At 64.7% G+C, this 25,306-nt stretch carries 25 protein-coding genes; 4 read left to right on the top strand and 21 right to left on the bottom strand.

Translation table 11 applies throughout. The features are described 5' to 3' along the window. Position 1: 1 nt before the first annotated feature. The 9 genes from AC1DIN_RS27435 to AC1DIN_RS27395 form a co-directional block, all read right to left on the bottom strand. On the bottom strand, positions 2-820 hold the full coding sequence (locus AC1DIN_RS27435) for an N-acyl homoserine lactonase family protein (RefSeq protein ID WP_476812045.1): 819 nt from the start codon (positions 818-820) through the stop codon (positions 2-4). 13 nt (positions 821-833) lie between these two features. Then, complete coding sequence (locus AC1DIN_RS27430; protein ID WP_476812044.1) at positions 834-2,270, bottom strand: aldehyde dehydrogenase family protein; 1,437 nt, start codon at positions 2,268-2,270, stop codon at positions 834-836. 12 nt (positions 2,271-2,282) lie between these two features. Then, positions 2,283-3,086, bottom strand: a complete 804-nt coding sequence (locus AC1DIN_RS27425; protein WP_476812043.1) for an N-acyl homoserine lactonase family protein — start codon at positions 3,084-3,086, stop codon at positions 2,283-2,285. A 67-nt stretch (positions 3,087-3,153) separates the two neighbouring features. Next, a complete protein-coding gene (locus AC1DIN_RS27420; RefSeq protein ID WP_476812042.1) occupies positions 3,154-4,068 on the bottom strand; it encodes an NAD(P)-dependent oxidoreductase in 915 nt (304 codons plus the stop codon). 23 nt (positions 4,069-4,091) lie between these two features. Beyond that, a complete protein-coding gene (locus AC1DIN_RS27415) occupies positions 4,092-4,826 on the bottom strand; it encodes an ABC transporter ATP-binding protein (protein WP_476812041.1) in 735 nt (244 codons plus the stop codon). After that, the gene (locus AC1DIN_RS27410) at positions 4,819-5,601 is read right to left on the bottom strand and encodes an ABC transporter ATP-binding protein (protein WP_476812040.1); all 783 of its coding nucleotides are present in this window, start codon (positions 5,599-5,601) and stop codon (positions 4,819-4,821) included. Before AC1DIN_RS27410 ends, AC1DIN_RS27415 begins: the two co-directional genes overlap by 8 nt. Positions 5,602-5,603: 2 nt before the next feature. After that, positions 5,604-6,584 carry a branched-chain amino acid ABC transporter permease gene (locus AC1DIN_RS27405; protein WP_476812039.1) on the bottom strand — a complete coding sequence of 327 codons (981 nt, stop codon included), beginning with the start codon at positions 6,582-6,584 and terminating at the stop codon, positions 5,604-5,606. Further along, positions 6,577-7,461, bottom strand: a complete 885-nt coding sequence (locus tag AC1DIN_RS27400) for a branched-chain amino acid ABC transporter permease (protein WP_476812038.1) — start codon at positions 7,459-7,461, stop codon at positions 6,577-6,579. The genes AC1DIN_RS27405 and AC1DIN_RS27400 overlap by 8 nt, the downstream gene beginning before the upstream one ends. 7 nt (positions 7,462-7,468) lie before the next feature. After that, positions 7,469-8,698 carry an ABC transporter substrate-binding protein gene (locus tag AC1DIN_RS27395; protein ID WP_476812037.1) on the bottom strand — a complete coding sequence of 410 codons (1,230 nt, stop codon included), beginning with the start codon at positions 8,696-8,698 and terminating at the stop codon, positions 7,469-7,471. A 156-nt stretch (positions 8,699-8,854) separates the two neighbouring features. Between AC1DIN_RS27395 and AC1DIN_RS27390 the strand changes: the two genes are divergently transcribed. The 4 genes from AC1DIN_RS27390 (at position 8,855) to AC1DIN_RS27375 (ending at position 13,443) form a co-directional block, all read left to right on the top strand. After that, the gene (locus tag AC1DIN_RS27390) at positions 8,855-10,483 is read left to right on the top strand and encodes a GMC family oxidoreductase (RefSeq protein ID WP_476812036.1); all 1,629 of its coding nucleotides are present in this window, start codon (positions 8,855-8,857) and stop codon (positions 10,481-10,483) included. A gap of 38 nt (positions 10,484-10,521) precedes the next feature. Then, positions 10,522-12,075, top strand: coding sequence for an aldehyde dehydrogenase (locus AC1DIN_RS27385; protein ID WP_476812035.1), 1,554 nt, complete (start codon positions 10,522-10,524; stop codon positions 12,073-12,075). A 91-nt stretch (positions 12,076-12,166) separates the two neighbouring features. Next, complete coding sequence (locus tag AC1DIN_RS27380; protein ID WP_476812034.1) at positions 12,167-12,895, top strand: IclR family transcriptional regulator; 729 nt, start codon at positions 12,167-12,169, stop codon at positions 12,893-12,895. Positions 12,896-13,005: 110 nt separating this feature from the next. Further along, positions 13,006-13,443: a PaaI family thioesterase gene (locus AC1DIN_RS27375; protein ID WP_476812033.1), complete on the top strand. Its 438-nt coding sequence runs from the start codon at positions 13,006-13,008 to the stop codon at positions 13,441-13,443. 7 nt (positions 13,444-13,450) lie between these two features. Here AC1DIN_RS27375 and AC1DIN_RS27370 read toward each other — a convergent pair whose 3' ends face one another. The 12 genes from AC1DIN_RS27370 to AC1DIN_RS27315 form a co-directional block, all read right to left on the bottom strand. Beyond that, positions 13,451-14,254, bottom strand: a complete 804-nt coding sequence (locus AC1DIN_RS27370; protein ID WP_476812032.1) for an HpcH/HpaI aldolase/citrate lyase family protein — start codon at positions 14,252-14,254, stop codon at positions 13,451-13,453. A gap of 34 nt (positions 14,255-14,288) precedes the next feature. Continuing rightward, positions 14,289-15,512, bottom strand: a complete 1,224-nt coding sequence (locus AC1DIN_RS27365; RefSeq protein ID WP_476812031.1) for a CaiB/BaiF CoA transferase family protein — start codon at positions 15,510-15,512, stop codon at positions 14,289-14,291. A gap of 28 nt (positions 15,513-15,540) precedes the next feature. Next, positions 15,541-16,407 carry an HTD2 family dehydratase gene (locus tag AC1DIN_RS27360; RefSeq protein WP_476812030.1) on the bottom strand — a complete coding sequence of 289 codons (867 nt, stop codon included), beginning with the start codon at positions 16,405-16,407 and terminating at the stop codon, positions 15,541-15,543. Positions 16,408-16,421: 14 nt separating this feature from the next. Beyond that, positions 16,422-17,615, bottom strand: coding sequence for a CaiB/BaiF CoA transferase family protein (locus AC1DIN_RS27355; protein ID WP_476812029.1), 1,194 nt, complete (start codon positions 17,613-17,615; stop codon positions 16,422-16,424). Further along, positions 17,612-18,781, bottom strand: a complete 1,170-nt coding sequence (locus AC1DIN_RS27350; protein ID WP_476812028.1) for a CoA transferase — start codon at positions 18,779-18,781, stop codon at positions 17,612-17,614. Before AC1DIN_RS27350 ends, AC1DIN_RS27355 begins: the two co-directional genes overlap by 4 nt. A 14-nt stretch (positions 18,782-18,795) precedes the next feature. Beyond that, a complete protein-coding gene (locus tag AC1DIN_RS27345) occupies positions 18,796-20,013 on the bottom strand; it encodes an FAS1-like dehydratase domain-containing protein (RefSeq protein WP_476812027.1) in 1,218 nt (405 codons plus the stop codon). A gap of 159 nt (positions 20,014-20,172) precedes the next feature. Next, a complete protein-coding gene (locus AC1DIN_RS27340) occupies positions 20,173-20,970 on the bottom strand; it encodes an N-acyl homoserine lactonase family protein (protein WP_476812026.1) in 798 nt (265 codons plus the stop codon). A gap of 44 nt (positions 20,971-21,014) precedes the next feature. Continuing rightward, positions 21,015-21,749, bottom strand: a complete 735-nt coding sequence (locus AC1DIN_RS27335; RefSeq protein WP_476812025.1) for an ABC transporter ATP-binding protein — start codon at positions 21,747-21,749, stop codon at positions 21,015-21,017. After that, a complete protein-coding gene (locus AC1DIN_RS27330) occupies positions 21,733-22,521 on the bottom strand; it encodes an ABC transporter ATP-binding protein (RefSeq protein WP_476812024.1) in 789 nt (262 codons plus the stop codon). Before AC1DIN_RS27330 ends, AC1DIN_RS27335 begins: the two co-directional genes overlap by 17 nt. Next, positions 22,518-23,489, bottom strand: coding sequence for a branched-chain amino acid ABC transporter permease (locus tag AC1DIN_RS27325; protein ID WP_476812023.1), 972 nt, complete (start codon positions 23,487-23,489; stop codon positions 22,518-22,520). The genes AC1DIN_RS27330 and AC1DIN_RS27325 overlap by 4 nt, the downstream gene beginning before the upstream one ends. Beyond that, positions 23,482-24,381 (bottom strand): branched-chain amino acid ABC transporter permease, encoded by a 900-nt coding sequence (locus tag AC1DIN_RS27320; protein ID WP_476812022.1) that lies wholly within the window; start codon positions 24,379-24,381, stop codon positions 23,482-23,484. Before AC1DIN_RS27320 ends, AC1DIN_RS27325 begins: the two co-directional genes overlap by 8 nt. Continuing rightward, entirely contained in the window at positions 24,378-25,304 is a 927-nt protein-coding gene (locus AC1DIN_RS27315; protein ID WP_476812021.1) for an NAD(P)-dependent oxidoreductase, read from the bottom strand. Before AC1DIN_RS27315 ends, AC1DIN_RS27320 begins: the two co-directional genes overlap by 4 nt. Positions 25,305-25,306: the final 2 nt, after the last annotated feature.

Here is a 25,306-nt window from a genome sequence, read left to right as displayed (position 1 = left end):
TCTAGCTCGCGGTCCCGGACGGGGCGAGATCGACGCGCAACGCGATGCCTTTCAACTCATCGCGGGCGGCCGGGTACTTCTCCACGACCAGCGGGTCATGGGCGACGATGACGTGCTCGTCGGAATCGGCGAGTTCTCGGATGCGATCATGGGCGGAGAGCATGTCGGCCAGGTTGAACACGACGGCGAAGGGCACTCCGCGCGTGAGTTCCTCCTCATAGTGCAGGGCGTCCGACGCCAGCACGACCCAACCGCGTTCCGTCCGGACCCGAACGATCTCCTGACCGGCCGTGTGACCGCCCACCCAGTGCACGCTGACACCGTCGGCGACGTCATGGTCTCGCCCGTGCAGGTGCAGCCGCCCGGCATGCAGATAGCCGAGGAAGCGTTGGAGCTCGTCGGCCTCGTAGGCATGCCGGAACATCGGGCGTTCCATGTGAGCGCTTGCGACATAGGCCATCTCCTCGGCCTGCAGCAGGAAGCGCGCGGCGGGGAAGTGTTCGGAATGCCCCGTATGGTCGTAGTGCAGATGGGTCATGATGACCGTCTTCACCGTCGCGGGGTCGATACCGAGTTTTGCGATGACCTCCGGCGGGCTCGCCAGAAATTGGTGTCCGAAGCGGGCGGCCTTCTGAGGAGCCATGCCTGTGTCGACGACGATCGCGTCCTCGCCGCTGACCAGAAGCCAGGAATAGAAGTCCATGGCGAGCGTCGCCGTCGGCTCCGTGTCCTTGATGAAGTTCAGATTGCGGGTCCGCACCGTGTTGGTGGCATAACGGATCGCGTAGATCGCCCAGGTCTTTGCGGCTTGGCTGGTCATCGACCGGTATTCCTCAGACGCCGTGCTTGATCGCGATGGTCTTCACGGTGCTGAAGCTGTAGAGCGCCTCCAGCCCCTTCTCCCGGCCGTGCCCGGATCCCCGGACGCCGCCGAAGGGAAGCTCGACGCCGCCTCCGGCGCCGTAGTTGTTGATGTAGACCTGACCGACGCGAAGCTTGCGCGCGAGGCGCATCGCCCGGCCGATATTCGAGGTCCAGACACCGGCGACGAGGCCGAACTCGCTGTCATTGGCGATGGCGAGCGCCTCGGCCTCGTCCTTCGCCCGGATGGCGACGAGCACGGGGCCGAAGACCTCCTCCTTCGCCAGCAGGTGATCGGCGGGCACGTTTCCGATCAGAGTCGGACGGACATAGTGGCCCGCAACCGGCACATCCTCCGGAAGCTGCCCTTCGGCGACGATGGTCAGACCGTCCTTGCGCGCGATGTCGAGATAGCTCTCGACGCGCTCCTTCTGCTTGGCGTTGACCAGCGGACCGAGGTCGCGATCCTGAGGGCCGGTGCCGATGCGGAACGCGCGAAAGCGCTCTGCGAGCATCTGCAGGAAGCGATCGTAGATCGCGTCCTCGATGATGACGCGAGAACCCGCAGAGCAGGTCTGGCCGGCATTGACGGCGATGCCGCGCGCCACGACGTTCGCGGCGTCATCGAGATCCGCGTCGGCGAAGACGAGGTGCGGAGACTTGCCGCCCAGTTCGAGCGTGACCGGTATCACGTTCTTCGCGGCGCAGGCCTGGATGATCGTGCCGACTTCGCGCGAACCGGTGAAGCTGATGTGGCGAATGCGGGGATGGCGCGCGAGGGCCGCGCCTGCCTCCTCGCCGAGGCCTGTCACGACATTGAAGGCGCCGGCCGGAAAGCCGGCCTCGACGACGAGTTCGGCCAGCGCCAGCGCCGTGAGCGAGGTGTCCTCGGCCGGTTTCAGGATGACGGCGTTGCCCATGGCCAGCGCGGGAGCGACCGCTCTTCCGTTCATCTGGAGGGGATAGTTCCAGGGCGAAATGACGCCGATGACGCCATAGGGCTCGTGAACGGTCGCGACCGTGAAGCCGTTCTGGAACGGAATGGTCTCGCCGTGGAGCTTGTCCGGCGCTCCCGCATAGTATTCGAAGTAGCGCGCACAGACGCGCGCGTCGTTGAGTGCGAGCGAGAGCGGCTTGCCGACATCGTCGCTCTCGAGCTTCGCAAGGCGTTCGACGTCGCGCGCGATCAGTTGCGACAGCTTCATGAGCAGGCGCCCGCGCGAAGCGGCGTCCAGGGCGCCCCATTCCCCGTCCATCGCGGCTTCAGCGGCCTGAACCGCGCGCTCCACCTCGGCCTCGCCGCCGCGGGCGATGTGTCCGATCACGGTGCCGTCGGCGGGGTTGAGCACCTCCAGCGTCGCGGTCGTGGGCGCCCAGGCGCCGCCGATGAAATTCTGGTGAGCATTCATCGTTATTGCCTTTCAGGCGGATGGGATGGTCGGAGCCACGTCCAGGCGAACGCAGATGCCTTCGAGCTCCGGCGTCGCGGCTGGATAGCGGCGCATCACTTCAGGGTCGTGCCCGGGTATGACGTGGTCTTTCGACGCCGCCAGCCTCTGGATCGTCCGGTATCCATCCAGCATCTCATCGACGCGCACCACATTCGGGAACGGCTTGGCTCCCTCGAAATGGGCGTAGCAATGGCTGGCATCCGAGGCGACGACGACCCAGCCGCGCTTCGTGTTCACCCGAACGCATTGCAGCCCGAGCGCGTGCCCACCGACGCGATGCACCGACAGGCTTGGCGCCAGATCTTCCGCGCCGTCGTGAAACACCACACGGTCCGCATAGAGGCGCCGTACGATCCCGGTCACATGCTCGACGTCATAGGGGTGACGGAGCAGGTGGTGGCACATCAGCCGCCCTGTCGCGTAGGCCATCTCGCGCTCCTGGAGATGGAACGAGGCGTTCGGAAACAGGTCGAAATTGCCGACATGGTCGTAGTGCAGATGCGTGAGGATGACGTCCGCGACGGAGTCGGGATCGATGCCCAGCCCGCGAAGGCCGACCGTCGGACACTGGATGAAATTGCGGCCCCGCTTCTTGCCGGTCTCTTCATTGAAGCCGGTATCGATGACGAAGGTCCGGTGCTCGTTCCGGGCGACCCAGACGAAATAGTCCAGAGGCATCGGTCCGTCATGGACATCGCCAATGAAGTTCTGCCGCGCGGTCCGCGGATGGTGGGCGTAGCGGATGGCGAAAAGCTCGTAGATGTCGTCGGACATGGCGTCGTCCCTGTCGCGTGTCGTTTCGCCGCGAAAGCGCAGCTGGCAGGTTGAGACCTGGTCCCGGTCAACCGTCCTTCTTGAAGGAGACGTCGAGCCACTTTTCCCAAAGGCAGCCGATCGACGAGTAGTCCTTGTTCGCCAGGCCCTCGCGGGCAGCGATCTCGTACACCGCATGCGTCGCCTGGATGGCGAAGAGTGGAACGCCGAGTTTCTGCGCCGCGTCGATGACGAGCGCCGAATCCTTGCAGGCGTTCGTGGTCGACATGCCGCCCTCGAAATCGTGGTTGCGCAGCCGTTCGCCGAAGCGGTGCGTCAGCGGGCGCATGAGACCGGACTCGCGCTCCATCAGCCGATAGAAGACGTCCATCGGGATATTCTGCGCCGCAGCGATGGCGGCCGCCTCGACCAGCAGGATGTAAGCTGTGTGGGAGACCGAGTTCGCGACGAGCTTGGCACGCATGCCGTTGCCTCTCGCGCCAAGGAAGAACAGCTCTTCCGCCATCGCCCTCAGGATGTCTCCCACCGGGCCCGCTTCCTCTTCCGAGACGCCCGCAAGGAACACCCCGCGCCCATCTGCAAGCTTGTGCACGCCGCCGATCACGGCCGCATCGACCACGCGTGCGCCGGAGCCACCGCAAATCTCGTGGATCGCCTCGACATCCTCCGGCCGCACCGTGCTGGTCTCGAGGATCGTCTTGCCGGGGCCGACGACCTCCTTGAGCTGCTGCGCGACGGAGATCGAGGCGGCCGGCGTGGGCAGCGACAGGATGATGACGTCAGAGTTTGCGGCAAGCTCCGAGACGCTCGCCGCGAGCTTGGGCGCGTGTCCGGTAGACGTCCCAAGATTGGCGAGCTTCGCCGCGTCTCGGTCGTAGACATGAACCGGAAAGCGCGCGGCGAGCGGGCGCAACATCGCCTTGCCGGCATTCCCCAGGCCGATCAGGCCAACCTTCACCGCGTCATTGTGTTCAACCGGCATTTTCAGAGTTCCATGAGGACGAGTCACGCCGCGGCCGCGGCGCCGAAATAGGCGGAGATGATCTTGCCGTAGCCTTCCGGCGTGCGCAGTTCGTCAGCCGTGTGGTGCCCGACGATATGACCGCTGCGCATGAAGTAGGCGGTGTCGGCCAGACGCATCGTCAGCCGGTAGTTCTGCTCGACGAGGATCACCGTCAGATTGAACTGGCGCTGTAGTTCGGCGAGCTGGTTGAAGACACGCTGCACGAGAAGCGGCGCCAGCCCAAGCGATGGCTCGTCGAGTAGCAGAACCTTCGGCCCGGCCATGAGAGCCCGGCCGATCGCGAGCATCTGCTGCTGGCCGCCGCTCAATTGCCAGGATGGCGAGATGAGGCGCTCGGCCAATTCGGGGAAGAGTCGCAGGACCAGATCGCGCCTGGTTTCCAGCTCATCCTTGGGAACGTGTAGTCCGCCGAGCGTGAGGTTCTCGTTGACGCTGAGCGACGTAACAATTTCGCGCCCCTCGGGAACATAGGCGATCCCTGCGCGGACGAGCTGGATGGCGGAGTGGCCGGTCACATCCTTGCCCTGGAAGCTGATGCGCCCCGAGAAGACCGGCATTAGCCCCGCGATGCACTTGAGCAGGGTCGACTTGCCCGCGCCGTTGGCGCCGAGCAGCGCGACGATGCTACCGGCTGTGGCCGAGAAGGCGATATTCTCAATCGCGGCGGCGCCCCTGTAGCCGGCGGTCAGATTTTCGACGCGAAGAATCTCACTCATCGCCCGCTCCAAGGTAAACCTCCGCCACCGTCTTGTCGGCTCGGATTTCGGTGGGCGTGCCGGAGGCGATCAAGGCTCCGAAGTTCAGGACGTGGATGACGTCGCAGATCTGCATGATCAGATCCATGTCGTGCTCGACCACAACCATCACGAGATCGGGGGCCGCGATCTTGCGCAGCATCTCGATCAGTTCGCGCGTCTCGCTGGAATTCAGCCCTGCCGCCGGTTCGTCGAGAAGCAGCGCGCGAGGCTTGCCAACCATCGCACGGGCGAGTTCGACAAGTCGCAACGTACCGGGGGCGACGAGATGTGCGGGCCGGTCGGCGATTGCGGCCAACCCCACTGCCTCAAGCGCAGCCATCGCGCTGTCGCGCGTCGGAGCACGGTCCGAAAGGCCCGAAGGCAATGGGACGAACGCATCGACGAGCCCGCTCGTCCGGGACGCATGAAGCCCGAACATGACGTTCTCGACCACGCTGAGCTCGGGGCTGAGAGCGACGTGCTGGAAGGTCCGGGCAATGCCGAGACGGGCCCTGCGCGGGGGCGTGATGCCGTTCAGCGCCACGCCGTCTAGCGAGATCGCGCCCTTATCGTTCCGGTAGTGGCCGGTGAGACAGTTGAAGAAGCTGGTCTTGCCCGCACCGTTCGGACCGATCAGGCCGGTGACCTGGCCGGCGGCGAAACGCACGCTGACGTCCTTCAAGACCTTCACGCCACCAAAGGCCAGATGGACGCCGTCCGCGGCCAAGCCCTGCTGTGTGTGGGGATTCGCCATGCTCAGGCCTTTCGCCGGCGGATCGCCGCCTGGATTGAAGGCACGACGACATTCGCCATGTAGATCACACCGAACAATGCGAGCCCGTAGATGATGGGGACGATCTCGCCGTATTCGGACATGAGCAGCGGAACCAGCGTGATGAACATTCCGCCCACCACCGCGCCGATGATCCGCGTCGAATAGAGACTGACGACCGCCCCAACCAACAGATAGACGGACGTCCAGAAGGAGAAGCTGTTGGGCGATACGGTCGACGATGCGAAGGCCAGCACGCTGCCGCCGAACCCGGCGATGCCAGAGCTGACCGCGAAGACGAGCAACCGCACCCGTGGGAGGGACATGCCGAAGGCTTCGGCCGCCTTGGGATTGTAGCGCGCCGTCAGCAGCGCGAGCCCATAGCGGGAGCCACGGAAGCGGGCGAGAGCGATCGCGGCTATCGCAAGTCCGGCGAGCGCGACGTAGAATTGCTGAACGCTTGCCGCAAGACCGGGGATGAGGTTCGGCTCGACATAGAGGCCCTCGAAGCCGCCTGTGACGGAAGACCACTGCAACAGGATTTCCGGAACGCAGAGCCCCAGAGCCAGCGTTGCCACGCTGAGATAGACGCCCGAGAGATTGCGCGAGGGCCAGGAGAAGACCAGCCCGGTCAGCACCCCCGCGACGGTTCCCACGATGGCCCCGATCGGAAACGGCACGCCGTACCGCGTCTGCAAGATCGCGACCGCGTAGGCCCCGCCCGCGGCGAAGAAGTTCTGGCCGATCGAGACCTCCCCGCCGTAGCGGATCAGGAAGCTGACGGACAGGATGCCGATCGCATTCGCGAGCGTGAGAGAGAGCGTGTAGGTCCAGAAATTGGACAGCCAGAACGGCAGCGCCGCGAGGGCGAGGACCACGAGGATCTCGGCCTGCACGACCGAGAACCCTCGCGGCCGGGCGGCCCCTTTCGAGCCGCTGGTGGAGGAAAGCAGCACCTCAGACACGGGCACCTACCGTCTTGGACAGGATACCGCCGGGGAAGAAGCTCAGCGACAGCAGGATCAGCGCGAGGAGGAACGAGTTGATGAACTCCGGCGCCACGTAGAAGGTGAAGAGGTTCGAGGCGATGCCGACCAGGATGCCCCCGACGACCGCTCCGGGAAGGCTCTCGAAGCCGCCGATCACCGCGGCCGCGAAAGCCTGGAGCATGAACGTCGCCACCGTAGTCGACGACAGGAAGGTCGTCGGCACGATAAGAAGCGCGGCCACGACTCCGAGGATCGCCGAGGCGACCCAAGAGAAGAGGTGCACCTTCCTGACGCTGAGGCCGCAAACCGCCGCCGCAAACGGGCGTGTCGACACCGCGCGGAAGGCGATGCCGAGGCGCGTCCGGTCGATCAGCCAGAAGAGCGCTCCCACCACGATAGCGGTGACAATGAGAACTGCGACGTCGTAACTCGACAACCGGACACCGACGACGGTGGTCGACCAGGCCGGCAGGGGGAGATCCAGGCTGACGATGTTCGAGCCGAAGGCCCAGAGGATGATCCCCTCCATCATCAGACCGAAGCCCAATGTCGCTATGGTCGCCGTCGTCGCGTTGTCCTTCAACGAGTCGGAGTCGTTCAGCAGCGGTGCGATCGCCAGATAGGCGAAGCTGGCGACCCCGATCGCTACGACCAGCGCCAACGCGACGCCTGCGAGCCAGGGCCAGCCCAGCGATCCCGTCGTCGCCACATAGACGACGAAGGCGCTCAGGCCAGCGATGGCACCATGTGCGAAATTCACCATCTTCGAGCTCTTGAAGATCATCACGAGGCCCATGGCCGCGATCGCATACAAGAGCCCGGTGACAGTGCCCTGCCAAAGCAACGAGATCATCGCGATCTCATTCCGGCTTCGCGTTGAAGACGACGGACGGATAGGGCGTGAAGTCGCGCACCACTTTGAACTTGCCGTCCTGCGCCTGGATCATCGTCTCCTGACGCGTCCCGCGATGGTCGTCCTTCGTAAAGGTCACGTTCTTCGAGGCCCCGACGGCGACGTTAGACATGCCGTTCAGCGCGTCCATCAGCCCCTCGCGGCTGGGTGTCCCGCCAGCGGCCAGCATGCGCTCGAAGGCCGCCGCGAAAAGCGAAGCCTGCGTCCAGCCATTGAGTCCGAAGACACCCATCGGATCCTTCGGATAGTATTTGCCGATGGCCTCGCGGTAGGCTTGGACGTTGGCGTTGTCGGCATCGACCGGCATCAGCCACGACGAGAAGTGCACGCCGTTCAGCAGGTCCTTCGCCAGCCCGTAAGTCGAGGGGTCGGCCGTGAAGAACGGGGCGAACCAGTCGCACTTGTATCCGAGCGTGTTGGCCGCCCTAAGCGCTGAGGCGAGGTTGGCGTTCGAGCCAAAGATGATCGTGACATCGGCATTGGCTTCCGCGGCACGCCGAACCTGGGCAGAGAAATCCGTCGACCGCACGTTGAAGGACGCGTCGACGATCGTCTCCTTGTTCACGGACTTCAGATAGAGGTCGATGCCGCGCTTGGCGGCGCGTCCGAGCTCGTCGTTCTCCCAGAGAAGCGCGATCTTGTCCTTCTTCAGAACGTTGAGGGCGTATTCCGTGCACGCCGACCCCGAAAGCGCGTAGTCGGGCAGCAGCGGGAAGATGTTCGGCTCGGCCACCAGCTTCGGCGATCCGCCGGACGGACCGACGATCGGAAGGTTGTGCTGCTTGGCAAGCGGGATGATCGCGACGTTCTGCGCCGTGCCGTTGCTCGCCACCAGCGCGAAGACTTTGTCGTCCTCGATTAGGCGCTGCGTGACCGCGACGCTTCGTGCCGGCTCGTAGCCGTCGTCGCGAACGACATACTCGACCTTCCAGCCCTGGATGCCGCCCTTGGCATTCAGCTCCTGGAAATACGCCTCGGAGGCGTGGTTGATCACGGTGTAAAACGGGACAGGCCCGGTCACAGGCGCGAACGCGCCGACGCGGACAGTCTTCTTGGCCACATCGATACCGGGGGCGCCCTGCGCCATCGCCAGTCGCGGCGACGCGATGACGGCGCTTGCTGCCGCTGAGGTCGCGAGAAAGCTTCTCCGGCTCAATCCGCTACGCATAATCGTCATGTCCAACCTCCCATATCGTTCTATTCTGTGAAATGCGTATTGCATTTTTGAAGAATGGGCGTCAAGAAGGGCCATGCCGTTTTTTGAAACGGACATTTCATAGAGCGGCATGCCAAGCGCCAGTTGGGCGTCGGCAGGTTGTGAGGAAAAGCCTGGATGGCGTTGGAATTCGATTATGTAATCGTCGGGGCGGGCGCGGCCGGGTCGGTGCTCGCCAATCGGCTTTCGGAAGACGGCAAGACGACTGTCTGCGTGCTCGAAGCCGGGCCCCGCGACCTCAGCCCCTACATCCATATCCCGGCGGGCTACATCAAGACGCTGTTCGATCCGGCCTACACCTGGCAGTTCAAGACAGAGCCGACCGATCGCACCGGCGGACGGACGATCAGCACTACGCAGGGCCGAACGCTCGGCGGCGGATCTTCGGTGAACGGTTGCGTCTACAACCGCGGCCAGCCCGCCGACTTCGACGGCTGGGCCCAGCGCGGAAATCGCGGCTGGGGCTGGCAGGACGTGCTCCCCTATTTCAGGCGCTCCGTCAGCCGGATCGGCGTCGCGGGCGAGGAGAATGGCGGCCCCGTCAAGGTTTCGCCCATGGACTGGCTGCACCCCGTTTCGGCGGCCTTCATCAAGGGCTGCATCGCGGCCGGCATTCCGTTCAACAGCGACTACAACAATGGCGAGCAAACCGGCGTCGGCTATTTCCAGCGCACGATCTCGAATGGGTTGAGGGTTAGCGCCGCTAGGGCTTTCCTTCATCCGGCGTCGAAAAGACGAAATGTCGAGGTATTAACGAACGCCCGAACGAGCTCGATCCTGTTCGAGGGCACACGCGCTGTGGGCGTGACCTTCTTGCGCGAGCGCCGTGGCGCTCCTCAGGAGGTCCGGGCCAGGCGCGAGGTTCTAATATGCGCCGGCACGGTCAATTCGGCGCGCCTGCTTCAGGTTTCGGGCGTGGGCCCAGCCGCGCTCGTCGGGAACATCGGCAAGCCGGTCGTGGTTGATCGCCCGGGTGTCGGCGCCAACTTCAGGGATCATTATGCAGTCCGCGCCGTCATGCGGGCCAAGCCCGGCACCGTGACGCTGAACGAGCTTTCGCGAGGCGTCCGGCTTGGCGGCCAGATTGCACGTTGGGCACTACGGCGCCCCAACATTCTGGCAACGTCCCCATCTCAGGTCTTCGTGTTCTGGAAGACGTTCGAGGGACTGGACGCCCCTGATATTCAATGCGTGTTCACGCCGGGCTCGTACGCGCAGGGCAAGACCTACGTGCTAGATGACTATCCCGGCGTAACGGCGGGCCTGTGGCCGCATCGGCCCGAGAGCACGGGCCATGTCCACGCCCGATCGGCCGACGTCTTCGAGGATCCGATCATCCAGCCGAACTATCTGGCGTCCGACGCGGACAAGCGCGTGACGATCGTCGGGCTTCGCCTGGTCCGCCGGTTGCTGGCATCCTCTGAGCTGGCCAAATTCGTAACCGCTGAAACCCTCCCCGGCCCACAGGTCCAGTCGGACGACGAGCTCCTCGACTTCGCCTACGCGAACGGAAGCACCGCCTTCCACTTGATCGGCACCTGCAGGATGGGCCCCGCTAGCGACCCGCAGGCCGTGGTGGACGATGAGCTCAGGGTTCACGGAACGAGCGGCCTTCGCGTCGTCGACGCCTCCATCATGCCCAGCATGCCCTCGGCGAACACTTACGCCACCACGCTGATGATCGCCGAGAAGGCCGCCGACATGCTCCGAGCCGACTCTGCCGCTCTTCGTCCGGAAGCCGCGTGACTGATGAATGGCCTCGATAGCGCAAACCGGATAATGAAATGACCGTTTCGCAGAACAGAATATCAGAAATGGAAGCGTCGATGCCTCTGCGGTCTGATGAAGCATGCTCGCCGATAACCGAGCAGGTATCAAGCCATTCGGGCAATGCCGGCTCCGACACCGTCCCGTTTTTCGTCGGAGGCGAGAAGCGACTGGGTTCGGCTGCGGCCTTCGTCTCGCGCAATCCCGCGACCGGCGCGGCCAATTACAGCGTCGCTTCCGCAAGCGCCGATGACGTGAAAGATTGCATCGAGATTGGTCGCCGCGCCGCGCAGCAACCGTCCTGGAAGCGCTTGCGGCCGCATGAGCGAGCCCGACTCCTGCATGCGATTTCCGATGGCATGACGAAGAACACAGAACGTCTTGCGGAAGCCCAAATGCGCGAGAATGGCAAAGTCATGGCTGAATGCCGTGCTCAAGTCGCCAGCGCGGCCGCCACGTTCAGGTACTACGGCGCGGTTTGCGAAACGCTCGTATCCGAGCTGACGCCACCTCGTGGCGAATATCTGTCTATGACGACCTACGAGCCATACGGCGTCGTAGCGGCGATCACACCGTGGAACTCGCCGCTGACGATGGAGGCGCAGAAAATCGCGCCTGCCATTGCGGCCGGCAATGCGGTCGTGGTTAAGCCGTCGGAAGTTACGCCAAGCCCGGCCCTGCAAGTCGCTGAGATCGCCCTTGCGGCGGGTCTCCCACCGGGCATCCTGAACGTGCTGACCGGCACCGGACAGGAAACCGGCCTTCCGCTCATCAATCACCCCGATGTGCGCATGATCTCTTTTACCGGCGGCGTCGGCGCCGGACGCGCCATCGGCCGCGTTGCTGCAGATCGACTCGTTCCCGTGGTCCTCGAGCTTGGCGGAAAATCACCGAACATTGTCTTCGCGGATGCGGATATCGAGACAGCGCTGAATGGCGTCGCCGGAGGGATCTTCGAAGGTAGTGGGCAATCTTGTGTCGCCGGATCTCGCATGTTCGTGCACAGATCGATTTTGGATCGGGCGATTGAAGGGATGAGACGCCGCGCCGACGGCATCCGCGTCGGCTTGCCGACGGACCCCGAGAGCCGGATGGGGCCGATCGCCTCGTTCCAGCACCGCGAGCGCATCGAGGACTTCGTGAGCTCCGCTCGATCGGAAGGCGGTGAAGTCGTCGCCGGAGGACATCGCCCTGACGAGGCTGGTCTGGCGTCTGGAGCGTTCTACCGCCCGACGGTCATTGCGGGATTGACCAACCAGGCACGCGCCTGCCGCGAAGAGATTTTCGGGCCCGTACTTTGCATCTTGCCCTTTGACGACGAGGACGATCTCATCGCTCAAGTCAATGACAGCGCCTTCGGCCTGGCCTGTGGCATCTGGACCGCTGACTACAAGAAGGCCTTGCGGGTGGCATCTGCGGTGCAGGCGGGAACCGTGTGGGTGAACACCTACAAGCAGCTCAGCATTTCGACGCCATTCGGCGGCTTTAAAGACAGTGGCGTCGGCCGCGAAAAGGGAATCACGGGCATGCGCCTGTACCAGCAGTCAAAAAGCATCTATCTCGGCCTGTGACCATGCTAGGCCGTATCCTATCGTGCTGCGGCACTAAAGCGCTTCACCGCCGCGCGCTTCACCGTTTCGTCGCCATCGACAGGGTGCGTCATTGTCGGCCATAATCACCGAGAAGTCCGCTTCCCAGCACGATGGCGTGGCCGCCGTTTCGCGCGCTTTCAGCGTTTTGATGGCAGTCGCCGATCAAATCGAGCCCAGTTCGCTCGCCGAAATCTCGCGCGCGACAGAGCTTCACAAATCAACGATCCTCCGACTTCTCGGAACGCTTGAGAGCGGCGGATTTACCTCGCGCCTGCACGACGGGACTTATCTTTTGGGACCGTCGGCCTATCGGCTCGGTCTTGCCTACGAACATCAGAACCCATTGCAGCGCCAAGTCATGCCTGTTTTGCAGGACCTCGTTGATGCAGGCACCGAGAGCGCTTCATTCCATGTTCGGCACGGTCCGAACACGCGAATCTGCATGTTTCGCGTGATATCACGCCATTCCACGGTTGATCGACTGGAGCCGGGCACCGTCCTTCCGCTCGATCGCGGGGCTCCCGGGAAACTTCTGATGGCGTTCGATGCGAAGCGCCCTCCAGAGTTCGAAACCTTGCGGCAGGCGGGCTACGCCGTTTCGCATGGTGAGCGCGATCCCAGTTGCGCAGCGGTCGCAGCCCCTGTCTTTGGACCCGATGGCAGGATCGCCGGCGCCATCTCGCTATCGGGTCCGGGCGAGCGCTTCACAGAGGAGGCGATCGAGCGCATGCGAAACATACTTATCCCGACGGCCGAGCAACTCTCACGGACGCTCAGCGGCAAGGCCTCCAAGCGCTGAGTTGATGGCGGCTCGGCCGGACCCAGCCCAGGAATCGGCAGCGATAGCGAGTTCTGGCGGGGCCGCTTTATGTTAGTCCGAATACGCGGCGCGATCAGGAGAACGGCAGGTTGCTTGGTGACGAATTCCCCTCATCTGACTGGATCCAGCATCAGGACGAAGGTTTTATCGAGTTTATCGGCCCCTTCTGGGAGCGGATGACGGAGAAGGGGCCGATCCTGGCGTTTCGTGCCGAGCCGAAGCATCGGAATCGCCGTGGTGTCGTGCAGGGCGGCGTCTTGATGGCTTATGCCGATCGGGCGCTCGGAATGTATGCACGCCATGCGACCGGCGAGCTGGCGCAGGCAACGGCCCAGCTGGATGTTCATTTCGTCAGTTCGGTGCAGATCGGTGAGGTCGTTTCGCTCCAGCCGGAACTGATACGCCGCACCAGCAGCATCATGTTCCTGCGAGGCACCTTGGTCGTCGATGACAGGGTCGTGGCGATGGCAAGCGGTGTCTGGAAACTGTTGCGCCCGCAGCAGCAGTCCGAGACGACCCGGCCGTAGAACCCCTTCAAGCACGGGCCGCTAGCAACTTCCTGGCCCGATCCATCACCGGCTTGTCGACGAGCTTGCCGTCGACCACGGTCGCCCCTTGCAGACTGGCAGCGGCGATGACGCGTTCTGCCCAGACCAACTCCTCGGCGCTCGGCGAGAAACCAGCGTTCACTGGCGCGACCTGACTGGGGTGTATGCAAAGCTTCCCACCGAAACCGAGACGCGTTGCGCGCGCAATATCGAGGTCGAGCGCGGCAGCGTCCCTGACCGAAAGCGTCACACCCTCAATCGGCGCCGGCAAGCCTGCGACGGCGCTCGCTATGACGAGCTCTATGCGGATACCATTGAGGTCGTCACCCAGATCCTTCATCCCGGTATCGGCACAGAAGTCGACAGAACCGAAGGCTAGGCGGCCCACCCCGCGAGCCCGAGCGATCTCGACGCGGTCGACATAGCCGGCCGCCGTCTCGACGAGCGCAATGAGTTGCTGGCCCCGGTTCAAGCGAGCGGCAACAGCCTCGACGGTAGCCTTTCTCTCCGCTTTTGGGAGAATGATGGCTGTTACCCTTGGCAGCGACACGGCGAGCGCCATGTCTTCACTGAACCAGCTGGTGCCGGTGTCATTGACACGCACCGCGACCTGAACTGGCCCCTCTTTCGAGAGCCAGTTCGCGACGTTGTCCCGGGCGACCGCCTTTGCTTCGGGCAGCACGGCGTCTTCGAGGTCGATCACGATCCGATCGGCCCCTGCGCTCGCAGCCTTTTCAAAACGCTCCGGTCGATCGCCCGGAACGAAAAGCAAGCTTCTGTCTTCAGGCATCAGATCGCTCGCATTCCTGGAGATCGGTCGGTGCTCACGCCGTTGCGGCGCGCAGCGGAGCCCAGACCGGCACTCCGGCCTTCGGTGTGCGCACCGCCCCGGAGGCGATGGCGAATTCGATCTCGGCATCGCTGAAGCTCAGCGAACGCAGGATGGTGCCGCTATGCTCACCCAGCAGCGGAGGCGGCAGATCCGTCGGGGCTTCGCCCTCCGATTGGAAAGGCAGTTCCGGCAAGGCGAAGTCGAAATCCTGGAAATCGAGCCGGGCCAGCTTGTTGCCATGGCGCGCCTGAGGCGCGTCAAGAACGCGATCCATCGCCAGCACCTCCGTAAAGCCGAACCGCGCTGCGGTGAGTTTCGCCGCGATGTCGTCGAAGCTCCAGCGCCCGACGGTCTCTCGCATCAGCGCTTCCACGCGCTCGCGTTCCTTCTTGCGCTGCCGAAGCGTCGCCAATTCCTGATCGACGGCTTCGGCCATGGCGGCCCAGAAATCGCTCCAGTGCCGGTCGGTCAGCATGACGAGATAGATCCAGCGCCCGTCGGAGGTCTGATAGGCGCCGTAGCCGGGCATGCTGAACTCGCCCGACGGTTCCGGATCGGGGCGGCCGGTGAGATGCATCTTGAGCTGGATGCCCGCGAAGTCGCGCGCCGCCACATGAAGGCCGGCCTCGTAAAGGCCGACTTCGACCTTCTTGTGCGCAGCCCCGGTTCGCGGGTCGAGCAACGCGCCCATGATTCCGATGACGGCATAGCAGCCGGCGAACTGGTCGTGATAGGACGGTCCGAGCCGCGTCGGCCGGCCATCGATGCGGTGCTCATGCATCACGCCGGTCGCCGCCTCCGCGATCGGATTGGATGCCAACTCATCCGCCTGAGGGCCATCATTGTAGCCCCGAATATGGCAGAACACGATCTCCGGATTGAGCTCGGCGCACTGCTCATACGTCACCCCGAGGCGTCGAGCCGCGCCGGGCGCCAGATTGTGCAGGACGATGTCCACGGTGGGGATCAACCGGCGGAAGACCTCGCGCCCCGCCTCCGAGGCGAGATCCAGGCAAAGGCTTCTCTTGCCGCGGCTATAGGCGATGTAAGTGCCGCTGGGGCCGCCGCGAACGAGGCTGCGCGTCGGATCGCCGACCGGGGATTCGAGCTTGATCACATCGGCACCGAGCTGCGCCAGGATATGTGCGGCAAATGGTGCCGCCAACATCGAGCCGATTTCGAGCACGGTCTTGCCGGAGAGGATGGAGCGGTTCATGTCGGGATTCCGGCAGAAGATGCGAGGTTCAGGTGAAGACGGCGTTGCCCTGCATGGCGAGGCCGCCGGATTTGTCGCGGATCCACAGCGCCATCGTGTTCTCGGTCTCGCCAGCCGCCGCCTCGACATGGAAAGAGGCATCGACGAACGTTGGCGCCAACCCGCGGAAACTGAATTCCCGCATGCGCGCCGCAGGCCGCGACGCGCGCGCCAGATCCTGCAGCAGCGTCGCAAGCAACGGCCCGTGCACGACGAGGTCGCGATAGCCTTCCTCGTCCTGCGCATAGGCGCGGTCATAGTGGATGCGATGTCCGTTGCAGGTCAGCGCGGAGTAGCGGAACAGCAGCACAGGATCGGGATGGACGTCGAAGCCCCAGTTGGCTGCCATCGGGGCTGGCTCCGGCACCAGCGCCGGCCCACCGAGCTGCGCCGGTTCGCGATAGACGATGTCCTGCTCCTCGACGACACAGCTCTTGCCGGCGACGGCGATCGTATGCTGCACGGTAACGAAGACGAGGTGCCCTCGGCGACCCGACTTCTGCTCGATCTTGATGATCTCGCTCGTCTTCGTCGCTTCCATGCCGATAGGGATCGGGTGGAGATATTCGATGCGTCCGCCCGCCCACATGCGCCGCGGCAGCGGCACGGGTGGCAGGAAGCCGCCGCGTTTGGGGTGACCGTCCGGCCCGACCTCGCTCATCGGGACGAACCCGTTGAAAAAGATCCAATGCCAGCCCGCCGGCAGCGCCGACGCCTTGGCCGGCGCCGGATGCCCCAGCGTCGCGGCGAGATCACGCACGCGCACGGCCGAGATCAGGTCGGTGGCCGTCTCGCGTTTCCCGATCCAACTCGACCAATCCTGCTGCGATCCTGAACTCAGGGATACGTCATTCATGCGCGCTGCTCGCTTCAGAAAATGATCTGGGCATCGACCATGCGCCGACGCTCCGCCGTGCTGATGCCGAGTATCTCGCCGAAGACGTAGTCCTCGTCCTCGCCAAGCTTGGGCGTGCCTCGGACGATGCCAACCTCCGACGTCTCGGAGAACCGCACCGGCACGCCGATGGCCGCCCGGACCCGCCCGTCCGGCTCACATACGTCGACGATGGCGCCGCGCGCGCGCAGATGCGGATCGGCGGCGATGTCCTCGGTCGTCCAGGAGACATGCGCCGGAATGCCTCGGCTCTGCAGAAGCGTCGCGGCCTCTCCGGCATCCTGCTTGGCAGCCCAGTCTCCGACGATCTGATCGACGAGGTCGGCGTGCGCGAGACGATAGGAGCCCGATGCGTAAGCCGGATCGACGGATCGACCCGAGCCGCCGATGAGCTCGGCTAGCGCCAGCCATTGCTGGTCGTCGGCGACGGCAATCGTCAACCAGCGATCGGGCACCCGCGTCGCGAACACGCCATGGGGCGACATGCGCAGATCGGCATTTCCCACACGCACTGGCATGCGGCCGGCCGCGGTCTCCAGCAACGCCTCGCCGACCATCGCGGACGCGACCTCGCGCGCCGCCACGTCGACATGCGTCCCCTGCCCCGTCCGACGGCGCTGCAGCAGCGCCGCGACAGTCGCCATGGCGGCGTTGAGGCCGACGGAATGGTCCATCACATGACGCATTTCCACCGGAGGGCCATCCGCATAGCCGGTCAGGTAGCCGAGGCCGCCCCAGGCCCCAAAGAGCGGGGCATATCCGGCAAAATGGGAGTCAGGTCCGGACTGGCCGGAGGAGGAAACCGACACCATGACGATGTCTTCCTTCACCGCGCGAAGTTCGGCGTAGGACAACCCCAGTCGAGCCATCACGCCCGGACGAAAGCTCTCCGCGGCGACATCTGACGTGGCGACGATGCGCTTAGCCAGCGAGATCCCATCGGGATTCTTCAGGTTGATGCGCACCGAAAGCTTGTTCGACGCCACCTGGTCGAAGCTGGCGGGGCCATTGCGGCCATAGACGGGGTGGGGCTTGCGGAAGATGTCCGGGCGCAGGGCGCTCTCGATTTTGATGCACTCCGCCCCGAGCTGAGACAGCATGTGGGTACAGAAGGGGCCTGCGGCATGTACTGTGAAGTCCGCGATGCGGACCCCGGCAAGAGGTTTCATCCAGCGGCCCTCACCTTTCCACTCACGGCCTGCGGCTTCGCGCCGGCCCCAAGCTGCGGCACGCCTTGTGTCAATTCCAGCGGCGCCCCCCCGAAATGATACGGTGCCACCAGCATCGGCAGCGCACCTCCCGAACTGACGTCGACCGGCTGAAACAGGCCTCGGGCGCGCTCATGCGGACCGCTGAGCACGTCGGAGGGAGAATTGTAGCGCGCCATAGGCACGCCGAGTGTCTGCGCACGAGTCACCAGCTCCGTGACATCGTGCTCGATGGCCCAGGCGCGGATCCGCTCGTTTAGCTCCGGACCGCGGCGGCTACGTTCCAGCCCGTCTTCAAGCGCGGAATCGGTCGCCCATTCGGGCCTGCCCATGAGTTCGACGAGGCCACGCCATTGCCGCTCCTCGAGAGTCAGCAGTTCCACGAAGCCATCCCGGCATTCAAGGACGCCGCCGTATTTGAAGGAGCGGACGGCCCTGTGTTCGACGGAGCCGTCTCCGAGACGCTGGATGGCGAAGCATCCCACCGCCAGCGCAGCGTCCTGGGCGGACACGTCGACGCTTTGGCCATTGCCCGCCCAAAGCGCGGACAGGGCCCCGAGGGCGGCGGCGATGCCGCCCTGCATCTCGGCGAAATGTCCGTAGATCTTCAAGGGCGGTCGGTCCGGAAACATTTCGACCGACAGCCCGTTCGGCAGCAGATAGCCTTCGCCGGCGGCATGGATGAGATTGACCTCCTCCGCACGCCAGTCCGCCTTCGGGCCGGAAGCCCCGAAGGGAAGGACCGAGACGTTGACGAGCGCGGGGAAGCGCTGCGCCATCGTGTCGGGATCGAGCCCGTACTGCCAGGTATCCGCGGCCGGCACATCGTGAATGAAGACATGGGCTTCCCGGAGCAGATCGTCCGGTACGACCCCTAATGCATCATCGGGCTCGTAGATGCGGCTGACCTTGCCCGCCGCCAGATAGGCGAACAATGCACTGCTGGTCGCGGCCGCATCGAGAAAAGGCGGCTCGGACCGGAGCCTGTGCCCGCCCGGCGGCTCCAGAAGCGTGACCTCGGCGCCGAGCACGGCCAGGATACGGCCGCAATAGGCGGCCGCGACCCCTTGCGAGAACTCGACGACGCGCGTTCCTTCGAGCGGTTTCTGGCTACGGGGCGCGGACACCGGCGGCACCATTCTCAGCGGACGACAGGAAGGTCGAGGTCCAGCGCGGAACCGTCGAAGGCGACGCGCAGCTCGGCACTGCGCGACGGCAGGACGACCGTGGCGAGGCCGGGGGTGGTCAATTCGCCGCGCTGGTTCTCACCCCAGATCTCGATGTCCACCAGGGCATGCCCATCCTTGATGTACTTCTTGACGACCTTGCCCTTGCACCAGGTGCAGTCGCCCATGGTGTTGAAGCGGCGCATCTCAGTGCGGACGCGCTTGAGGAAGCCGGCGTCGCCCATCCAGTTGGTGACGAGGCTGCACATCCAGGAGGAGCGCTGCGGGCCGTAATCATAGGTGCCGGGCACGCCGACTTCCTTCGCAACGGATTCGCGGTGATGGCCGATACCGGTATATTCGATGCCGCCGCCGGCCTCCGGGTTCCGGAAGAAATGACCGGGGTGCTTCACCGCCGCCTTCAGGACGACGCCATGGGTGTGGCCGCGGCCGCAGCCGACGAGGAAGCCCATCGTGTCCATCAGCGAGAGCGGGCCGCGCACGATGCTCGGCAATGTCTCGCCCTCGGTGACGTCTTCCCAGTAGCGGACATTGGCGCCACGGATCAGCCTGTCCTCGTCGAGGATCGCCGCATCGATCTTCTCGAACTCCTCGGGCGAATACTCGTAGGGCTTGATGTCCGCATACTTACCGGCATCGCGAGCGGCCTTGCGCTCGTGACGGGTGCAGGTGCCGAGCGCGCGGGCAACGAGCTCGCCGCGCTGATTGCTGTAGCTCGCCTCGACATACTGCAGCACCAGCCGGCCGGAGAACTTGCTCTCCTTCTCCTCGACGCCGACCACCCGCTCGATCGCCATGATCCGGTCGCCCGGACGGATGTGGCGGAACAGCTCCCAGTCATTGCCGGCATAGAAACCGTGAACGCCGGGCAGGCCCCAGCGCGTGCGGCCGACCCAGCCGAAGGCCATCGGGAACATCGGATGGCCCAGCTGCGTGCCGTAGCGGCTGACGCGGCCGTACTCGCCTTCGCGATACAGCGGGTTGAGGTCGCCGATGCCATTGCAGAAATTGCGCAGCGTGTCGGCGGTCGCATCCTGGAGATACGGACCTTCTGGGCGCAGCTGCAGGCCGATCATCGCACGCGCATCGGCGACCGCCTGGTCCGTGATCTTACCTTCCGCCGGGGCGGATCCGACATTGCTGTTGTTGGCGACGGCCTCGACGGCACTCATGGGTTTCTTCCTCTGTTCAAGTCTGGCCTGGACGCGACACGTCCCCTGGCGATCCACAATTCCTGGCGCCTTGCCGCCGATGCGGCTCAACTAAGAATGCACAATGCATCTTAATTCGTGATAGTCAATGGACTGACTTCGCCTGCCTAGGCGGCAATTCTAGTCGAGCCKGCAGATCCGCTCGGCCAGCTCCGGGGAGGCGGCCGGATAAATCTCCATCACCCGGGGATCATGGGCCGCGACGACATGCTGATCGGAGTCAGCGAGCTCACGGATCCGGTCATGCGCGGTCACCATATCTGCGACGTTGAAGGCAACGCTGAAGGGCACGCCGCGCTCGAACTCCTCATAGTAATGCAGCGCGTCCGAGGCGAGCACGATCCAACCCCGGCGGGTCCAGACCCTGACGAGCTCCTGCCCGGCACAATGACCGCCGACCAGATGCACCGAGAGCCCCGGAGCAATGGTCTTGTCCGGCCCATGCAAGATCAGCCTGTCGCGGTGCAGCAAGTCGACGAAACCAGCCAGTTCATCCGGCTCGTAAGCCCTTCGGCACCATGCCTTTTGCATGAAAGGGCTGACGACATAGTCCATCTCCGCCTTCTGCAGCTCGAACACTGCGTTCGGAAATGCGCCGACATGGCCGATATGATCGTAATGGAGATGCGTGATGATGACGCGCTCCTGCTCGGCCGGCTCGACGCCGAGCGCTCGCAGGCTCTCGACGGGGCAATGCAGGAATTCGTGTCCGTGCCTTTCGGCCTTGGCTTTCGCCATGCCCGTGTCGATGACGAACGTGCCGGCAGGGCCGATCGCGACCCAGCTGTAGAAGTCGAGTGGCTGCGGCTCGTCAGGTCGTGTCTCGAGGATGAAATTCTGCCCGCGGGTGCGCCGCTGGTTGGTGGCATAGCGAATGGCGTAGAGTTCGAACGGGGCCGGAGCCTCGGCAGCCTGCATGGCAGCACCCCTTGAATGCATTATGTACTATCCGACGTGTGTCTTCAGGCGGCGCTCTGGGCGGGTCCGAGATAGCTGGCGATCGCCTGCTGCCGAGCTGCGGCGCTGCGTAGCCCGCTCGCGGGCTGTCGGTTGAGCACGCGGCCTCCTCGCATGAAGTAGACCTCCTCGGCCAACTGCACGCTCATGCGGAAATTCTGCTCGACCAAAACGATCGAGAGCTCGGTTTGGCTTCGCACGGTCTCCAGCCTTTCGAAGACCCGCTTGACCAGCAATGGCGCCAACCCGAGAGACGGCTCGTCCAACAGCAGCAGCCGCGGCCCCGCCATGAGCGCCCGCCCGATCGCGAGCATCTGCTGCTCGCCGCCGCTGAGCATCCAGGCCGGCCCGTTCACCCGGTTGGCGATCTCGGGGAAAAGTTCGAGAACCATCCGCTGGCGGCGCGCGCTCGTCGCGGCGTCGACATGGTATCCGCCGAGGGCAAGATTCTCGCCGACGGTGAGCGGAGCTACGATCTGCCGGCCTTCCGGCACGTAGACGATGCCGAGCCTCACCCGCTGCTGGGTCGAGAGATGGCCGATCTCCTCGCCGTCGAAACGCACCGATCCTTCCGACGGCACCAGGCCGGCGAGCGCCTTCAGCGTCGTCGATTTGCCTGCGCCGTTCGCGCCCAGAAGGCAGGCGACGGAACCGAGGCCAAGTTCCAGATCGACAGCGCTGACCGCGACATAGCGACCATAGCGCGCGGTCAGCCCCGAGACCTCAAGCAGCTTCGTCATCCTCCGCTCCCAGATAAATGCGCTCCACCTCGGGATCGCGCTGGATCTGCTCCGGCGTGCCATGGGCGATGAGCTGGCCAAAATTCAGCACGTAGATCCGGTCGCAGATCGCCATGATCAGATCCATGTCGTGCTCGACGACGACCATGACGAGCTGCGGATTGACCAGTTCCCGCAGCGCGAGCGTGAGTTCGCGGGTCTCCGCCGCGTTCAGACCCGCCGCCGGCTCGTCCAGCAGCAGAATGCGCGGCGAACCGACGATCGCCCTCGCGATTTCGACCAGCCGCAACACGCCGGGCGGCAGTTCGGCCGGCAGAAGGTTCGCGGCATCGCCGATGCCGAGCCGCCGCAGGGCCTGTGCCGCCGCGGCGCGCGCCCGCGCCTCCTCCCTGCGCGCCGAGGGCAGGCCGAGCAGCGCACCGGCCCAGCCACTCTTACCGTTCCGACCGAGGCCGAACATTACGTTCTCGATCGCAGTCAGATCCGGGCAGAGCGCGACATGCTGGAAGCTGCGCGCCATGCCGTGCTGCGCCCGTTCGCTGGCTCTGAGCGCGCCGAGATCGATGTCGCCGAACGAAATGCGCCCCCGCTGCGGCTGGTAAAGACCGGCGAGGCAATTGAAGAAGCTCGTCTTGCCTGCCCCGTTCGGGCCGATCAGCCCGGTGACTTTGCCGGGCTCGAACACGGCGTCGAGTTCCTTGAGGACGGTGACGCCGCCGAAGTTCAGCGACACCTCCCGCGCCTCGAGCCGTGGCGGTGCGCTCTCGTTCATGACGACCTCCCGGCCGTGCGTAGCCGCGGCACGAAATGGCCTGCGAGGATGAAACCGAGCAGCGCCACACCATACAGGACCGGGATCCAGTCACCCGCACCCGCTAGCACTTGCGGCACGAGCGTGACGAAGGCCCCTCCGAGCAGAGCCCTGACGAAACTCAGCCCGTAGACGCTAACGACGGAACCGACGAGCAGGAAGATCGAGGTCCATAAGGTGAAGCTGTTGGGGGAAACCGTCGAGCTCGTGAAAGCGAGCGCTGCGCCGGATGCGGCGGCTAGGCCTCCGCTAATCCCCATCACGGCCAGCCGTGCCCAGCCGCGGCGCGTGCCAAAGGCTTCGGCTGCGGCGGGGTGCGAGCGGGCAGTCAGCAGGGCCAGCCCTTGCCTGGATTGGCGAAGTCGGGCGACGAGACAAACCGCTGCAACGAGCAGGATCAGCGAGAAATAGTACTGCTGCAGTGGCTTGGGCAGCGACGGAACGATGTTTCGGGAGACATAGAGTCCTTCGAATCCGCCCGTCCACACTCCGCCTTGCAGGATCAGTTCTGGCAGAGCAAGCGCCACCGCCATCGTCGTCACGGCGAGGTAGATTCCGGAGAGACGCCGCGACGGATAGGCGAAGGCGATGCCGAACACGACGCCAATCGCGACCGCCGGCAACACCGTGACGGTGGCGGGAATGCCGTACCAGCGATCGGCCATGGCGACCGCATAGGCGCCGGCCGCGACGAAAAAGCTGTGGCCGATCGAGACTTCGCCGCCATAGCGGACGAGAAAAGTAACCGCGAGCACGCCGAGCGCATTGGCGAAGCAGACACCGAGGCTGTAGAGCCAGAAGCCCTGCAGCCCGATCGGCAGAGCAGCGAGCGCCAGCGCCACGCCCACGGGTGCGGCGACGGGGAGCACCCGCATCAGATTGGACGCGCGCGGCGACGCCGCCGCCATCGACAGAACCTCGTCAGACACGGGAGCCCACCGCTTTCTCCAGCAAACCGTTGGGGAAGAGGTTCAGCGTCAGCAGGATCAGCACGAGCAGGAAGGTGTTGCTGAACTCGGGCGAGACATAGAACGTGAAGAGATTGACCAGAATGCCGACCAGCATGCCGCCGAACAGAGTGCCGGGCAGGCTGCTGAAGCCGCCGACAACCGCCGCAGCGAAGGCCTGCAGCATGAAGGAGGAGACGGTCGTCGAGCTGAGGAAGGTGGTCGGCACGATCAGCAGCGCCGCCACCACGCCGAGCATCGCCGACACCATCCAGGCGAAGACATGGACCGAGCGCAGGTTGAGCCCGCAGATCTGTGCCGCGAAGGGATTGGCCGAAACGGCGCGGAAGGCAATGCCGAGCCGCGTCCGATCGATCACCAGGAACAGCMCTGCCACGATGACGAGCGTCGCGGCCAGGATGGTCAGGTCGTAGGATGTGATGCGCTGGCCAAGAATCGCCGTGCTCCAGCGCGGGATCGGCAAATCGAGATTGACGATGTCCGCGCCGAAGATCAGCTGAATCAGCCCCTGCACGATCAGACCGACCCCAAGCGTTGCGATCGTCCCGGTCAGATCGGACTCGAACACAAGCGGCGAGATCAACGCATAGGTCAGCGCGGCGAGCGCGACGATGATCACCAGCGCCATCAGCACCGCCGAGCCCCAGGACAAATTCAATAGCGCTCCGGTCGAAAACCCGTAGACTAGGAATGCCGCCAGTCCCGCGACATTCCCGTGAGAGAAGTTCACCACCCGCGAGCATTTGAAGATCATGACGAGGCCGAGAGCGCCGAGCGCATACAGGCAACCGGCGATCAGGCCCGCCCACGCAAGCGACGTCAGGTCGCCAAGCACGCCTGCGAGCCCGCTCATGACGCTGCGCCCGCATCGCCCGCCACCGGCAGGGCGGCGCCGGCTTCGATCAGCTCAATTACTCCCGGGAAATAGCGGCCACTGCCACCGCCCGCCGCCGACGCCCGGTAGTAGCGCTGGGCGAGTTCGGCCATCCGCGCCTCGACGCCGGAATCCCTCGCCAGCTCGAGCACGTAGCCGATGTCCTTGAGCACGTATTCCGGCGGGAAAGCCTTTTCCGGAAACTGCCGTGGCAGCATCGCGTTGCGCCCGTGATTGCGCAGCACGAAGCTGTCACCGGAGCCTTTCGAGACGGCGTCGAGCATAGTCTCCGGATTCACACCGGCCCGCTGCGCCACGACCATCATCTCCGCGAGCGCGACCACATGCTCGAACACAAGCATGTTGTTGACGAGCTTCAGCACCTGCCCGGTACCGACCCCTCCCCCGTGAGTGATGTCGGTGGCTATGTACGCGATCAACGGGCGGATCCGCGCAAAGAGCTCCGGCTCGGCACCGACCATAACGCTGAGCTCACCCTTGCGGGCAGCCTCCCGCGTGCGGGCGACCGGGGCATCCGCGAAGGCCAGCCCCCGCTGCGCAAGTGCCGCAGCGATCTCGCGCGCTTCGGCGACCGCCGTCGTGCTGAGATCGACGACGACCGTGCCGGGCGCTGCATGCGCCGCGATGCCGCCCTCTCCCAGGCAGACCTCGTGCACCTGGCGCCCGCCCGGCAGAGACAAGAAGATCACGCTCGCTTGGCGCCCAATGTCGGCGGTCGCGGCGCACCATTGGGCCGGCGTGCCGCCCAGAGCCTCGTCGAAGCTCGCGCGGTTGATATCGCTGGCGAGGACCATGCCGCCATGCTTCGTCGCCATGTTGCGGCACATCGGCCCGCCCATGACGCCGAGGCCGATGAAGCCGATGGTGGGAGACTGGGTCATCG

The organism is Allobosea sp. 05T438 (assembly GCF_056396025.1).
The sequence above is the reverse complement of the archived record's forward strand: the minus strand, read 5'-3'. Positions and strand labels throughout refer to the sequence as shown.

Excerpts from the sequence above, each read along its gene's own strand:
- AC1DIN_RS27365 (WP_476812031.1), bottom strand. The coding sequence starts at position 15,512 with ATGAACCGCTCCATCCTCTCCGGCAAGACCGTGCTCGAAATCGGCTCG.
- AC1DIN_RS27335 (WP_476812025.1), bottom strand. The coding sequence starts at position 21,749 with ATGACGAAGCTGCTTGAGGTCTCGGGGCTGACCGCGCGCTATGGTCGC.
- AC1DIN_RS27410 (WP_476812040.1), bottom strand. The coding sequence starts at position 5,601 with ATGGCGAATCCCCACACACAGCAGGGCTTGGCCGCGGACGGCGTCCAT.
- AC1DIN_RS27390 (WP_476812036.1), top strand. The coding sequence starts at position 8,855 with ATGGCGTTGGAATTCGATTATGTAATCGTCGGGGCGGGCGCGGCCGGG.
- AC1DIN_RS27370 (WP_476812032.1), bottom strand. The coding sequence starts at position 14,254 with ATGCCTGAAGACAGAAGCTTGCTTTTCGTTCCGGGCGATCGACCGGAG.
- AC1DIN_RS27425 (WP_476812043.1), bottom strand. The coding sequence starts at position 3,086 with ATGTCCGACGACATCTACGAGCTTTTCGCCATCCGCTACGCCCACCAT.
- AC1DIN_RS27415 (WP_476812041.1), bottom strand. The coding sequence starts at position 4,826 with ATGAGTGAGATTCTTCGCGTCGAAAATCTGACCGCCGGCTACAGGGGC.
- AC1DIN_RS27400 (WP_476812038.1), bottom strand. The coding sequence starts at position 7,461 with ATGATCTCGTTGCTTTGGCAGGGCACTGTCACCGGGCTCTTGTATGCG.
- AC1DIN_RS27395 (WP_476812037.1), bottom strand. The coding sequence starts at position 8,698 with ATGACGATTATGCGTAGCGGATTGAGCCGGAGAAGCTTTCTCGCGACC.
- AC1DIN_RS27345 (WP_476812027.1), bottom strand. The coding sequence starts at position 20,013 with ATGAGTGCCGTCGAGGCCGTCGCCAACAACAGCAATGTCGGATCCGCC.
- AC1DIN_RS27420 (WP_476812042.1), bottom strand. The coding sequence starts at position 4,068 with ATGCCGGTTGAACACAATGACGCGGTGAAGGTTGGCCTGATCGGCCTG.
- AC1DIN_RS27315 (WP_476812021.1), bottom strand. The coding sequence starts at position 25,304 with ATGACCCAGTCTCCCACCATCGGCTTCATCGGCCTCGGCGTCATGGGC.
- AC1DIN_RS27430 (WP_476812044.1), bottom strand. The coding sequence starts at position 2,270 with ATGAATGCTCACCAGAATTTCATCGGCGGCGCCTGGGCGCCCACGACC.
- AC1DIN_RS27355 (WP_476812029.1), bottom strand. The coding sequence starts at position 17,615 with ATGAAACCTCTTGCCGGGGTCCGCATCGCGGACTTCACAGTACATGCC.
- AC1DIN_RS27385 (WP_476812035.1), top strand. The coding sequence starts at position 10,522 with ATGACCGTTTCGCAGAACAGAATATCAGAAATGGAAGCGTCGATGCCT.
- AC1DIN_RS27360 (WP_476812030.1), bottom strand. The coding sequence starts at position 16,407 with ATGAATGACGTATCCCTGAGTTCAGGATCGCAGCAGGATTGGTCGAGT.
- AC1DIN_RS27330 (WP_476812024.1), bottom strand. The coding sequence starts at position 22,521 with ATGAACGAGAGCGCACCGCCACGGCTCGAGGCGCGGGAGGTGTCGCTG.
- AC1DIN_RS27435 (WP_476812045.1), bottom strand. The coding sequence starts at position 820 with ATGACCAGCCAAGCCGCAAAGACCTGGGCGATCTACGCGATCCGTTAT.